The 14,111-nt window shown below is 65.0% G+C and carries 6 protein-coding genes; all 6 read right to left on the bottom strand.

Annotated elements, in window-relative coordinates:
* The coding region (locus CYD53_RS26105) for a DUF6531 domain-containing protein (RefSeq protein ID WP_181012037.1) at positions 1–3,689 on the bottom strand (3,689 nt) is incomplete at its 3' end.
* A 471-nt stretch (positions 3,690–4,160) separates the two neighbouring features.
* Positions 4,161–4,424, bottom strand: coding sequence for a hypothetical protein (locus tag CYD53_RS26110; protein ID WP_103721019.1), 264 nt, complete (start codon positions 4,422–4,424; stop codon positions 4,161–4,163).
* A 240-nt stretch (positions 4,425–4,664) separates the two neighbouring features.
* Positions 4,665–6,089: an efflux transporter outer membrane subunit gene (locus tag CYD53_RS26115; protein WP_103721071.1), complete on the bottom strand. Its 1,425-nt coding sequence runs from the start codon at positions 6,087–6,089 to the stop codon at positions 4,665–4,667.
* A 228-nt stretch (positions 6,090–6,317) separates the two neighbouring features.
* Positions 6,318–9,596, bottom strand: a complete 3,279-nt coding sequence (locus CYD53_RS26120; RefSeq protein WP_103721020.1) for an efflux RND transporter permease subunit — start codon at positions 9,594–9,596, stop codon at positions 6,318–6,320.
* Positions 9,597–9,599: 3 nt separating this feature from the next.
* Positions 9,600–12,707 carry an MdtB/MuxB family multidrug efflux RND transporter permease subunit gene (locus tag CYD53_RS26125; RefSeq protein WP_103721021.1) on the bottom strand — a complete coding sequence of 1,036 codons (3,108 nt, stop codon included), beginning with the start codon at positions 12,705–12,707 and terminating at the stop codon, positions 9,600–9,602.
* Positions 12,704–13,975: an MdtA/MuxA family multidrug efflux RND transporter periplasmic adaptor subunit gene (locus CYD53_RS26130; protein WP_103721022.1), complete on the bottom strand. Its 1,272-nt coding sequence runs from the start codon at positions 13,973–13,975 to the stop codon at positions 12,704–12,706. The genes CYD53_RS26125 and CYD53_RS26130 overlap by 4 nt, the downstream gene beginning before the upstream one ends.
* Between the last annotated feature and the right edge of the window lie 136 nt (positions 13,976–14,111).

Genomic DNA, 14,111 nt, shown 5'->3' on the forward strand with positions numbered 1-14,111 from the left:
GCGGGACGCTGCGTCGGGCCGGTGTCGGAGCCGAGGTCGTCGACCTCGAGCCAGACATATTCCTGGATCGTCGCGCCCGACGCCGCGTTCGCCTCCGCCAGGAGATGGCCGGCGGTGTCGTAGATCAGATGCGTCGTGCCCGACGGGGTCGTGTTGGTCACAGCCCGGATCGCCAGCCGCTCCAGCCCATCATAGGTATAGGCGCCCTTCAGCGTCCCACCCACGCTCGCCTGCGACAGACGCCCCGCCGCGTTGTGCGTGAAGCTCCAGGCCGACGCGCCTTGCGTGTCGGTGACGATATTGCCCGCCCCGTCATGGCCGAATGTCCGTGTCACCGTCCCATCCGTCGCAACTTGCGTGATCCGGTTCGAGGTCGCCTCAAAGCTCGTCACCTTCGTCGTCGTGGTGGCGCCTTGCGTCAGGATCTCATGTGTCCGGTTGCCGCCAGGGCCGTAATAATAGGTCAGCTCGCCCCAGACGCCCGTCGCGTTCTGCAGGCGCCGCGCCGGCGAGTACCAGAAGCTCTGGCTCGGCGGCGGCGAGACGTCGTCATAGGTCGCGATGCTGGTCAGGTTCAGGCCATTATCGGTGCGGTCATGGAAGCGCTTGATGGTCGCGACGCCGGTCACCGTGTTCTCGACCAGCAACTGGTTGAGCTGGTCGTCAGCGGTGAAGGTGCGCCAGAGGCTCAAGCCGTTGCCATAGCTCAGCGACTGCAGGTCGCCAAAAGGCTGGTAGGCCACACCGGACGCCAGCACCGCGCTTGCCGCCGCTGCGTTTTGCTTCGTCGTGACGCCGCCGACCCGGCCCGTCGCATCCCGGGCGACATCGACGATGCGGCCCGACGGATAGGTGATCTGCGTCACCTTGTCGGCGAGGTTGTAGGCGTAAGCGACGACATAGCTCTTGCCGGCGATGACCCGGGTTTCCGAGGTGACATTGCCACGCGCGTCATAGACCCAGGCTGTCGTGCCCGACGCATCGCTCATCCCGGTCAAGCGGCCCTTGCCCTTGTTGCCACTGGCGACGTCGTCATAGCTCCAGGTCACGTTCAGCCCCGTCGCCGAGGGGTAGGAGCGTGCGGTGATGCGCCCGGCATTGTCGAAAGCCTGGTTCATCACCACGCCGCGGCCATCGGTCTTCTGCGTGATCAGGCCGCGCGCGTCGCGCTGGTAGACCACCGTGCCGCTATCGGGCGAGGCTGCCTGGATCACCTCGCCAAAACCGTTGCGCACATAGGCCGTGGTGACGTTGCGCGCATCCTTGTAGGAGGTGATGACGTCGACGCCGTTGCGCGTCACCTCGACCTTCTGGCTCTCCTCATCGGTCTCGCTGATCAATCGGTTCAGGGCGTCAAAGCCGTAATTGTACAGGTTCGAGCGCGGATCGGTCACCGCGACCAGGTTGTCCGTCCGGTCATAGCCGAACTGCCAGGTGCTGCTGCCCGCGCCGATCGCGCGCAAGAGCCGGCCAAGCTCGTCGAAGCTCTGCGTGCGCGCGAAGCTCGTGCTCGCATCGGCCTTCTTGCGCGTGATCGAAGTCGCCCCGCCCATCGCGTCGCGGACATAGTTGGTGGTCTCGCCGATATTGTTCGTCACCGTCGTCAGCCGGCGCGCATCGTCATAGCTGAAGGACTGCCAGCTGCCATCGGCCTGCGTGATCTTGGTGATCTGGCCGACGCCGTCATAGGTCATCGTCGTGACCGCCGCGGAGCCGGTCGAATCGGCTGTGACCGTCAGGAGACGACCGCGCCCGTCATAGCTCAGCGCCGTCTTCACCCCATTGGCATCGGTCACCAGCGTCGGCTGGCCCCGGTCATTGACCGTGTCGACCGTCGTGACCTGGCCAAGCTCGTTTGTGACCGTCTGGACGAAGCCTTGCGCGTCGTAGGTGTAGGAGACCGTATCGCCCGTTCCCGCCAGCGGCCCGTCCACCGAAGCGAGCAAGCCCGCCGTCCCGTAAGTGTACGCCCAGACCCGCGTCTGCCCGCCGGTCGCATAGGGCACCGTCTGCGTCGTCGTGTCCGTCAAGGTCCGCGAGGTCAATTGACCCGACGTATTCCAGACATAGTCCGTGGTCAGGCCGGGATCGACGACCTGCGAGGGCACGCGCCAGGTCGCGTTCCAGGTGATGGTCGAGGTCGCCGCGGAAGTGGTTCCCGAGCCCCGTGTGATCGAGGTCGGCTGGCCGATCGTGTCGTTGACATAGGTCGTCACCCGCCCTTCGGCATCCGTCACGGAGGCCATGAAGTCGTTCGCATCATAGCTGCGGGTCGTGTTCGACAAGGGGCAGTTGGTCGAGGGCTGCCCGGCGAGCGAGGACACCAGCTTGTTGCCCTGGCTCGTGGTCGCATAGGTGATCACCTCCTGCTTGCCAAACGGGTTGGTGACCGTGGTCGTGCCCGAGCCATAGCTGAAGCTGTACTGGTCGACGCCGCCGGCATGGACGCTGGAGGTCGCGCGCCCCTGCGCATCATAGCCCCAGGTCGCGTAGCGAATGCCGCGCTCGTCCGTCACGCCGGTCAGTGCGAATTTATTGTTCGTATCCTCATAATGATAGGTGATCGTCTCGTTGTTCTGCTGCGGGAAGATCACCTTCTCCAGAACCGCCGTGCCCTTCGCCACGTCATCGGGCACGCCCGCGGGATAATACGGCGCCAGTACAGCCGTGTCCGTGCGAGCCAGATACTCGTACTTGACTACCGTTACGCCGTTGACCTTCACCTCGCTGAGATGCGCCTGACCATCATAGACGAAACTCATCGCCCGGCCGCGATTATCCGTCACGCCCGTGTTAACGCCGTTGCCGTCATAGACCAGCGTCTGAACATGCCCGCCAAGCTTGCGGATATTCAGAAGGCGCTTGTTGCTGGAATGAAAAACATAAACCGTGCCGTCCGTCATTGTGAGCTCGAAGGTCGTTCCAACCTTGACCAAGGTCTCATGCACGCCCTTGCGGCCGGCAGAAAATCCAGTTCCCGTCGAATTCAGATAAGCTGGAAGCCAGATGCTTCCTTGTGAATAAAAAACCAGATCTTGCCCAGACGGTAGAGTAATGTAAATTCTCGCATCGAAATCGAAATTCATAACCGCGTCGAAGCTGGTGCGCCAGCCGTTGCCCAGTTTACCGTTGAACGACGACATCACGCGAGCGATGCCGTTTTGGGAATAAAACCGCTCGATCTTGAAATCATCCCCGGAGTCGAACGCGAAATCGACCGTCCTCTCCTTCTTGAAGCCGCTCAGGCTCTCAATCGGATTGCCGCGACATTCGTTCTCGTTCTCGACAACCGGCCGCTTGCAGCTCCCATCGATCTTCACCTCCGGCGAATCGCACATTAAAACGGCGCTGCCGCCTCGACCGCCAGTGTATCCGTTGATCGGGTCCCAGTTCTGATAGAAATTGGCGTTGGCGGCCCCCACCGCAGTATAAGTGCATCCAGTGAAGTATCGAGCATTTGCGCCATGAATGGCCTGGGCCTGCGCACTAGCCGTCGCACAGCCATCGCTACCGGTAATGCTGCCGCCGCCCGGCAGCCCGGCCAGCCAGTATTCGGCGTGAGACGAGGGCCCGTTCAGCACGCATCCGGCCGCGATCAGTGCCGCGCCGAGCAGGAGATTGCGCAAGCCTCTGGCGCCGCTGCGCAGCGGGCCGGCCAGCCAACGTCCCATCAGATTGCGAACAAGCATGCTTGGCTCCGGCACGGCTGACGTCGACAAAACAAAGCCCGCTAAATATAGCGGTCCTACAAACTTAAAATGGAGGGAATTATTTCTGATTTTGCCGACGCTGAGCATCGCTTGCAGCGTATCAATATAATTCCGCGATAATACGCTTCAGCGCATCCGATAAAATTATACGAAACACGACTATCCCTCCGGTCTTGTCTATAAAACACAACCGGAGCGCGCATTGTCAACATTCATGACGAGGCAATGCGCGCAATTCGATATGCGGCATGCGCATGAGAGGGCCGAACGGAAAGCACTTGGCACAAAATGCGGGTTCGACCATGTCGCACTCAGACGGAACCGTCCAAATGCGCAAAACATGCTCGATTCCAAAAACAGGCTTGATTCCAGGAGTTTTGAGCATTGCGCCTGCAAATAGCCGGGACTCAGTCTTTCGAGCAAAGCTCTACCTAGGCCGCGAGGTAGAATTCAGCCGTGGCTATGCCTGCTCGGGCTGGTCTGTTCGGGCGTGAAGCCGAAGCAACCCATCTGCCCGAGATCGGCCGTGCCCTGGTTATCCATCTTCTGGCAGAACACCAGCCGCGTGCAGTCATCGGCGATGTTGGTCCAGCCTTGTCCGGGAATGCCCGCGGGCATCTTGTCGGCGCAGGCCGCTTCCCAGGGCGCGCTGGCTTGCGCCGGCGCCATGAAGGACAATGCAGCAAAGCCCGCGACAGTGATGAAACTGCGCATGACGCAACCTCCAGAAAGGCAATGCCTGTGCGCGATCCCGGCCGCTATCGCCATCTCCGACAGAAGCCGCGCCGTCTCTGCGTTCCTGATCCTGAGAGATAGGCTGCGCCGCCGGCCATTCACTTCGTCGAGCGCGGCGAAAACGTGTTCCGGGACAATCACTTCCGCCGGCGGCTCATATGTGGATCATAACATGCCGGCCAGGCGCGTCGCGCGTGGCCCCACTTGAAGCCGTGGCGTTCAGAACCGCCTCGGTTCCGCAGTCCTTGGGGCCAGCGTCCAGCCGCCGCCCAGGGCCTGGAACAGGCTCGTCGCCGCCTGGAAGCGCGTCAGGCGGACCTGCGCCAGGGTGTCCTCGGCAGTGAAGAAGGTCTGCTGGACCTGAAGCACGCTGACGAGGTTGACGGTGCCGCCGCGCAGCTGGGTTTCCGCCACCTCGAAGGCCCGGCGCGAACTGGCGACGACCTCGCCCTGCAAACGCTCCTGCAAGCTCGTCTGCTGAAGCGCAATGAGGGCCTTCTCGACATCGGTGAAGGCCGACAGGACCGCCTTGCGGTAGGCCTGCAGGTTTTCGAGCTGGGCCCCTTGCGCCTGCTCCAGCTGGCTCTTCAACAGATTGCCGTCGAGGATCGGCTGGGTCAGGCCCGCCGCGAGGGTGTAGTACCACGCGCCGGGTCCAAACAGCGACGACAGCGCCTTGCTCTGGAAGCCGGTGTCGGCCGTCAGCTGGATCTGCGGGAAGAAGGCGGCGCGCGCCGACTCGACGCTGAAATTCGAGGCCGCGAGCTGCGCTTCCGCCTGCATGACATCGGGCCGCTGCCGCAAGAGCTCCGAGGGAATGCCCGGCGTGACGCGCGGAACCGCGAGCCTGGCGAGGCTTCCGCCATTCACCGTGAACTTCGCAGGCGCCCGGGCGACCAGCAAGGCAAGCGTGGCGCTGTTCTGGCGCAAGGTGGTTTCCAGCGGCGGAATCGAGGCCCGCTGGGTCGCGACCAGCGTCTCCTGCTGCGACACTTCGAGCTGGGATGCCGTTCCCGCTGTGAATTGCTGCCTGATCAGGGCGAGGATGCGCTCGGCCGAGGCCGCGTTGCGGCGCGCGATGCGCAGGCGGTCCTGCGCCGTCAGAAGCTCGAAATAGGTATTGGCGACGGTCGCGGTCGCGGTGAGCGCCACCACGTCGCGGTTATAGCGCGCCGCGGTCGCACTCTCCTCAGCCGCATAGAGCGTCGCGCGGTTCTTGCCCCAGAAATCGATCATGTAGCTTGCCGTGAGGCCGGCGTTGAACTGCGAGGTCGAGCGCGAGCCTGCGCTGCTGCTCGACGACGTTGCCGAGCGCAGGCGCTCGGCGGTCCCTGTCCCCGTCAGCGTGGGCAGCAAGGGAGCGCCCGCGATGCCGGCCTGCGCGTCGGCCTGGAGGATCTGGGCCACGGCCACGGCGATATCGAGATTGGCGGCCTGCGCAGTCTCGATCAGGCGCGTCAGTTCGCTCGAGCGAAAGCCGCGCCACCAATCGAGCGCCGGCACGGCGCTGTCGGGCGCGCGCGGCCCGGCGCGATAGCTGGCCGGCACCTCGAGATTGGCGTCGGGTCGCTCGGTCCCGAGAATGCAGCCGGACAATCCCATGCCGATCAGGACGAGCGCGGCGAGCGGCTTGAGGCCGGGCATGACGCCGATCTTCGGAACGGAAGCAGCCGGCCCGAACGCAACACCATCACGCATTCCGCACCTCGCCCGCACTTGCATCCGCCGCACCAGAATGCCGCTCACGGCTGCAAGGTTCGGGTTCGATCATCGACTTCCTATAGCATCTGGCCGGCCGCAAGCTGCCCTCCTGCCGCGCTTGCAAGTCTTGTTGTCCCTGAGAATCTTGCCATGCCTGGAAGGAAGCGCCACTCATGAGGCCGCGCCAGGTGAAGCCGGCGTTTTGCCGCCGTTTTTCACGCGCTCGCACCAGGCGCGGAACCTGTCGGCGTATAGATAGATCACCGGCGTCGTATAGAGCGTCAGGACCTGGCTCAGGATGAGACCGCCGACGATCGCGATGCCCAGCGGCTGCCTGAGCTCGCTGCCCTCCCCCAGGCCGATCGCGAGCGGCAAGGCGCCGAGCATCGCCGCAATGGTCGTCATCATGATCGGCCGAAAGCGCAGCAGGCACGCCTCATGGATCGCGTCAAAGGCGGACAGGCCGCGCGTACGCTGCGCGTCGAGCGCGAAGTCGATCATCATGATCGCGTTCTTCTTGACGATGCCGATCAGCAGGATGACGCCGATCAGCGCCATGATGCTGAACTCCGTGTTGAACGCCATCAATGCGAGCAAAGCGCCCACGCCCGCCGACGGCAAGGTCGAGAGTATCGTCAGCGGGTGGACATAGCTCTCATAGAGCACGCCAAGCACCAGATAGATCGTGATCAGGGCGGCGAGGATGAGGTAGGGCTGGTTGCTCAGCGAGGCCTGGAAGGCCCGGGCCGTGCCCTGGAAGCTGCCGCGGATCGTGGCGGGCACGCCGATGCGGTTCATCGTCGCCTCGATCGTCTCGACCGCCGCGCTCAGCGGGACGTCCGGCGGCAGGTTGAACGAAATGGTGCTGGCGACGAACAGGCCCTGATGGTTGACCGACAGGGGGGTCGAGCCCTGCTCGAACCGCGCCAGCGTCGATAGCGGCACCATGGTTTCGCTGGAGGTGCTGACGGCCGACCCGCTCGAGGCGGTGCCGCGCCCGGTCTGGCCGATGGAATTGGTCGCAAGGTTGCGCGCGGCATTGGCGCTGGCCGAGTTCACTGATGCCGCCTGCCCCGCCGCTGCCACCGTTCCCGAGACGGCATTGGTCGCCAGCGAACCGCCGACCGATCCGCCCGAGGTGCTGATATAGACGGTCTTCAGCGTCTCCGGATTCTGCCAGAAGCGCGGCGCGACCTCCATGATCACATGATACTGGTTGCGCGCGACGAAGATCGTCGAGACCTGGCGCTGGCCGAAGGCGTCATAGAGCGTGTTGTTGATCTGGCTCATCGAGATGCCCAGGCGGGCGGCCGTGTCGCGGTCGACCACCAGGTTGGATTGGAGCCCCTTGTTCTGCTGGTCGCTGTTGACGTCGGCCAGGTTGGGCTGCCCCTGCAGCGCGGCCGTGATCTTCGGAGCCCATTCATAGAGCTCTTCGAGGGTCGAGCCCTGCAGCGTGTATTGATATTGCGCATTGCCGGCGCGACCGCCGACGCGGATGTCCTGCACGGCCTGCAGGAACAGGGTCGCTCCGGGCACCGCCGAGAGCTCCCGCCGCAGACGCGCGATCACCCGGTCCGCCGAAATCTTGCGCTCGGCCATGGGCTTCAGCGACATGAAGACATTGCCGGAATTGGTCTGCCCGCCGCCGGTGAAGCCCACGGTGGTGTCGACTGCCGGATCCTGCCGGACGATGGAGATGAACTGCGCCAGCTTCTGCTGCATGAGCTGGAAGGAGATGCTCTGGTCGGCCTGGATCGCGCCGACGATCCGCCCGGTGTCCTGCTGCGGAAAGAAGCCTTTCGGGATGGTGTCGTAGAGATAGACGTTCAGGCCCAGGATCGAGGCGAAGACCAGCATGATCGCGCGGGGATGGCGCAGCGCCAGGGAGAGGCTGCTCCGGTAACCGTCGAGCATCCATTCGAAGACCCGCTCGCTGCCGCGATAGAGCCGCCCATGGCGCTCGCCAGTCTGCTTGCGGAGCAAGACCGCGCACATCATCGGCGTCGTCGCCAGCGAGATCGCCAGCGAGATCATGATCGCCAGCGAGGTCGTCATCGCGAATTCGCGGAACAGGCGTCCGACGATGCCGCCCATCAGCAGGATGGGGATGAAGACGGCAACGAGCGACAGGCTCATCGACAGGACGGTGAAGCCGACCTCCTGGGCGCCCTTGAGGGCGGCCTCGCGTGGCTCCATGCCGTCCTCGATATGGCGCGTGATGTTCTCCAGCACGACGATGCAGTCGTCGACGACGAAGCCGGTCGCGACCGTGAGCGCCATCAGCGACAGGTTGTTGAGGCTGTAGCCCATCAGATACATCGCCGCGAATGTCGCGATCAGCGACACCGAGACGGCCACGATCGGAACCAGCGTCGCGCGCCAGTCCCGCAGGAAGAGGAAGACCACCGCGATGACGAGCAGGATCGCGATCACCAGCGTTCGCTCGACGTCGTGCAGCGAGGCGCGGATCGTCGTCGATCGATCGACGGCCGGCTCGATGTCGATCGCTGGCGAGACGGAGGCGCGCAAGGTCGGCAGCAGCGCCTTCACGCGGTCGACCACGCCGATGATGTTCGCGTTCGGCTGCCTGAACAGGATGACGAGAACGCTGGGCTTGCCGTTGGCGAGGCCCGAATTGCGCAGGTTCTCGACGGAATCCACCACCTCGCCGACATCGGAGAGGCGCACCGGGGCACCGTTGCGATAGGCGATCGTCAGCGATCTGTACTGCGCCGCCTTCTCCGCCTGATCGCTGGCGTAGATCTGATAGCGCCGGTCGCCGACATCGATCGCGCCCTTCGGGCTATGGGCATTGGCGCTGGCGATCGCGGCTCGGACATCCTCCAGGCCGATGCCGTATTTGTAGAGCGCCTGGGGGATGAGCTCGACGCGCACGGCCGGCAGCGAACCGCCGCCGACGACGGCCTCGCCGATGCCTTCGACCTGCGACAATTTCTGCGCCAGCACGGTCGATGCGGCGTCGTAGAGCGCCCCGCGCGTCAGCGTGTCCGAGGTCAGGGTGAGGATGAGGATCGGGGCGTCGGCGGGATTGACCTTGCGATAGGTCGGATTGGCCCTCAGGCTGGTCGGGAGGTCGGCGCGGGCGGCATTGATCGCGGCCTGCACGTCGCGCGCCGCGCCGTTGATGTCGCGATTGAGTCCGAATTGCAGGGTGATGCGCGCCGATCCGACGCTGCTCGACGAGGTCATCTCCGAGACGTCGGCGATCTGCCCGAGATGGCGCTCGAGCGGGCTGGCGACCGTCGTCGCGACATCCTGCGGACTGCCGCCGGGCAATGAGGCCTGCACCGAGATCGTCGGAAAGTCGACCTCCGGCAGCGGCGAGACCGGCAGTTGGAAGAACGCGACCGCGCCCGCCGCGGCCAGCCAGAAGGTCAGCAGCGTCGTGGCGACGGGGCGGCGGATGAAGACGCTGGACAGGCTCATCGCCTAGCTCGTCTCTCGTGCCGGGCTGATGCCGGGCTCGCGCCCGGCAAATCGCACCGCGAGGCGGTCGAACCAGAGATAGATCACCGGCGTCGTGAACAGGGTCAGGACCTGGCTGACCAGCAGGCCGCCGACAATGGAGATGCCGAGCGGATGCCGGAGCTCCGAGCCGGCGCCGGTTCCCAGCATCAGCGGCAGCGCGCCCAGCACCGCCGCCATCGTGGTCATCAGGATCGGCCGGAAGCGCAGCAGGCAGGCCTGGTAGATCGCCTCGCGCGGCGTCTTGCCCTCGTTCCGCTCGACGTCGAGCGCGAAGTCGATCATCATGATCGCATTCTTCTTCACGATGCCGATCAGGAGGATGATGCCGATGATCGCGACGATCGTGAGCTCCTGCCCGGCCGCCATCAGCGCCAGGAGCGCGCCGATGCCCGCCGATGGCAAGGTCGAGAGGATCGTCAACGGATGGATGAAGCTCTCATAGAGGACGCCCAGCACGATATAGACCGTCACGATCGCCGCCAGGATCAGCCAGATCTGGTTCGAGAGCGAGGACTGGAAGGCCTGGGCCGCGCCCTGGAAGGTGCTGACTACGCTTTCGGGCAGGCCGATCTCGGCCTGCGCCTGCTTGATCGCGGTCACGGCCTCGCCGAGCGAGGCGCCCGGCGCCAGGTTGAACGAAACGGTAGCGGACGGGAACTGGCCGAGATGCGAGACCTGGAGCGGCGCCGTGCCTTCGCGGATTCTCGCGACCACGTCGAGCGGCACCGGCCCTCCGCCGACAGAGGACGGCAGATGGATCGCCGAGAGCGAGCGCAGCGACTTCTGGAGTTGCGGATCGGCCTCGAGGATGACGCGGTACTGGTTGGAGTTGGTAAAGATCGTCGAGACGATGCGCTGTCCGAAGGAGTCGTAGAGCGCGTTGTCGATCGTCGCCGGCGTGATGCCGAAGCGCGCCGCCTGGTCGCGGTCGATATCGACGAAGACGGCGAGCCCGCGGGCCGAGATGTCGCTCGCGACATCGGCCAGTTGCGGAAGCTCCTTCAGCTTGTCGACCAGCTTGGGCGTCCATTCGGCGAGCTGGTCAGCGCTCGCATCCTGCAGGATGAATTGATACTGCATCCGGCTGACGGTGCCCTCGACGGTCAGGTCCTGCACCGGCTGCATGTAGAGCGTGATGCCCGGAAGGGAGGCCGTGCGCTCCTGCAGGCGCCGCATCACCGCGGCGATGGTGGAGGTCCGCTCCTCATGCGGCTTGAGATTGATCAGGATGCGGCCGCTGTTGAGCGTGCTGTTGGTTCCGTCCACGCCGATGAAGGAGGACAGGCTCTCGACATCGCGATCCTTCAGGATCTCGCTCGCCAGCGCCTGCTGCCGCTTGGCCATCGCGGCATAGGACACTGACTGCGGCGCCTCCGAGATCGCCTGGATGACGCCTGTATCCTGCAGCGGGAAGAAGCCTTTCGGGATGACCACATAGAGCAGGCCCGTCAGCCCGAAGGTCGCCAGGGCGACCAGCAGCACCAGGGTCTGGCGATCGAGCACCCAGTTCAGCATGCGGGCATAGACCGCGATGATGCCGTCGAAGGCTTCGCGGCTCCAGCGCTGGAAGCCGTTCTCATGCGTCTCGGTCGCCGCCTTCAGCAGCTTCGCGCAGGCCATCGGCACCAGGGTCAGCGAGACCACGGCGGAGATCAGGATCGTCACGGCAAGCGTGATCGCGAACTCCCGGAACAACCGGCCGACGACATCGCCCATGAACAGCAGCGGGATCAGCACGGCGATCAGCGACACCGTCAGCGAGATGATGGTGAAGCCGATCTGCTCCGAACCGCGCAAGGCGGCGTGAAGCGGCGTGTCGCCCTCCTCGATATAGCGGGAGATGTTCTCGATCACGACGATGGCGTCGTCGACGACGAAGCCGGTCGAGATGGTCAGCGCCATCAGGGTCAGGTTGTTGAGGCTGAAGCCGCTCAGATACATCACGCCCAGCGTGCCGACGAGCGACAGCGGAACCGACAGGCTCGGGATCAGCGTCGCGCGCGTGCTGCGCAGGAAGACGAAGATCACCAGCACGACGAGAACCACCGCCAGCGTCAATTCGTATTCCACATCCCGCACCGAGGCGCGGATGGTGACCGTGCGGTCGGTGAGCACGGCCATGTCGATTGCGGCCGGCAGCGACGCCTTGAGCTGCGGCAGGAGTGCCTTGATGCCCTCCACGACCGAGATGACATTGGCGCCGGGCTGCCGCTGGATATTCAGGATGATGGCCGGCGCCGCATTCATCCAGGCGCCGAGCTTGTCGTTTTCCGAACCGTCGGCGACCTCGCCGATGTCGCTGAGCCGGACGGCCGCCCCGTTCTTGTAGGCGACGATCAGCGACCTGTAGCCATTGGCGGTGCGGATCTGGTCGTTGGCGTTGATCGTCGAGGCGCGCAAGGGGCCGTCGAAGCTGCCCTTGGGCGTGTTGACATTGGCGTTGCCGAGCGTGCTGCGCAGATCGTCGATGTTCAGGCCATAGGCGGCGAGCTTGCGGATGTCGGCGCGGATGCGCACCGCCGGTCGCTGCCCCCCGCTGATGCTGACCAGCCCGACCCCCGGAAGCTGGGAGATCTTCTGCGCCAGCCGCGTATCGGCGAAATCCTGCACCTGCGTCAGCGGCATGGTCGCCGAGGTCAGCCCCAGGGTCAGGATCGGCGCATCGGCCGGGTTGACCTTGGCGTAGATCGGCGGCGCCGGCAGGTCCGAGGGCAACAGGTTCCCGGCGGCGTTGATCGCGGCCTGGACCTCCTGCTCCGCGACGTCGAGCGTGATCTTGAGCCCGAACTGCAAGGTGATGACGGATGCGCCACCGGAGCTGACCGAGCTCATCTGGTTGAGGTTCGGCATCTGGCCGAACTGGACCTCGAGCGGCGCCGTCACCGAAGAGGTCATCACATCGGGGCTCGCGCCCGGATAGAAGGTCTGGACCTGTATGGTCGGGTAGTCGACTTCGGGCAAGGCCGCGACCGGCAGGAAGCGGAAAGCCAGGATGCCCGACAGCATGATCGCGACCATCAGCAATGTGGTCGCGACCGGCCGCAGGATAAAGGGCCGCGACGGGCTCATGGCTGGCGGCCGCCGTTCTGCCGCCGCCTGCCGCCTGCCGGTTGTTCCGGCTGCGCCGGGCCCGCGCCGCTTTCCGAGCGCACACTGATCTTCGCGCCGTCGCGCAGCTTGTCGGCGCCGTCGATGACGATGGCGTCGCCCGGGTTCAGCCCCGAGCGGACCTCGACATGCTCGCCATCGCTGACCCCGAGCTCGACCTTGCGGACGGAGACAGTGGCGTCGGCATTGACGAGATAGACGAAGGTTCCGGGCACCCCGCGCTGCACGCCGGCCGTCGGCATCAGCGTGACGTCCTTATGCGTGTCGACCAGCAGGCGGATATTCACGAACTGGTTCGGATAGAGCGTCCTCGCCTCGTTCCCGAACTGCGCACGCAGCTTGATCGTTCCCGTAGTGGAATCGATCTGGCTGTCGAAGGTCTGCAGGACGCCCTCGGCGATCCTCTTGGCGCCGGCGCGGTCGAAAGCCGTGACCGGCAGCGTCGCGCCGCTCCTCAAGCGCGCAGAGATCGCCTGCAGATTGTCCTCCGGCATCGTGAAGAGGACGCTGATCGGCGCCAGTTGCGTGATCACCACCAGACCGTTGGTGTCCCCGGGGGTGACGTAGTTGCCCTGATCGACCTGGCGCAGGCCGACGCGGCCATCCGCCGGCGCGACGATCCGGCAATATTGCAGGTTGACCTCGGCCGCGTTGACCTGGGCGCGGTCGGCGGCCACCGTTCCCTCGTACTGGGCGACCAGTGCGGTCTGGGTATCGAGCGTCTGGCGGGACACGGCGTTCTGGGCGGACAGGCCCTGATAGCGCGTCAGATCGACCTGCGCGCCCTTGAGCAGGGCTTCGTCGCGCGCCAATTGCCCCTTCATCTGCGCCAGGACCGCTTCATAGGGGCGTGTGTCGATCTCGGCGAGCAGATCGCCCTTCTTGACGTCCTGGCCTTCCTTGAAATCGATCCGGACCAGTTGCCCGCTGATCTGCGAGCGGACCGTGACGGTCGCCAGCGAGGTGACGGTTCCCAGCGCGTCGAGATTGATTGCGATATCGCCCTTCCTGACGATTTCCGGCACGATCGACATCGGCACGGCCGTGCGGCCGCCGCGCGCCGGCGACGGTGGCTCGGCGGCTTGTCGCCGGCTCCACCAGAGCGCGCCGCCGGCAACGAGCAGGAGGAGCAGCCAGATGACGGGCGAGCGCAGGCGCGATCTCCGCACGGGAGCCGCAGGCACCTCGCTGTCGGGGGGCAGCTTCGGGAACACAGGCTTCTGGTTCATCGACGCAACGTCACTGTTCCGATCTCCACTGCGACGATACGCCAGTCGGGCACACGCTGTGCGGCTAGCCACATTGCCAGCGCTTGCCTCCAGCCGACTCGGCACGGGTCAACCTAGCCACAGATGTGGCTTTTTC

This window comes from Allobosea psychrotolerans (assembly GCF_002917105.1).
GTDB lineage: Bacteria > Pseudomonadota > Alphaproteobacteria > Rhizobiales > Beijerinckiaceae > Allobosea > Allobosea psychrotolerans.

Coding starts and splice junctions, on each gene's coding strand:
- CYD53_RS26125 (WP_103721021.1), bottom strand. CDS start 12,707: ATGAGCCCGTCGCGGCCCTTTATCCTGCGGCCGGTCGCGACCACATTG.
- CYD53_RS26130 (WP_103721022.1), bottom strand. CDS start 13,975: ATGAACCAGAAGCCTGTGTTCCCGAAGCTGCCCCCCGACAGCGAGGTG.
- CYD53_RS26120 (WP_103721020.1), bottom strand. CDS start 9,596: ATGAGCCTGTCCAGCGTCTTCATCCGCCGCCCCGTCGCCACGACGCTG.
- CYD53_RS26115 (WP_103721071.1), bottom strand. CDS start 6,089: ATGCCCGGCCTCAAGCCGCTCGCCGCGCTCGTCCTGATCGGCATGGGA.
- CYD53_RS26110 (WP_103721019.1), bottom strand. CDS start 4,424: ATGCGCAGTTTCATCACTGTCGCGGGCTTTGCTGCATTGTCCTTCATG.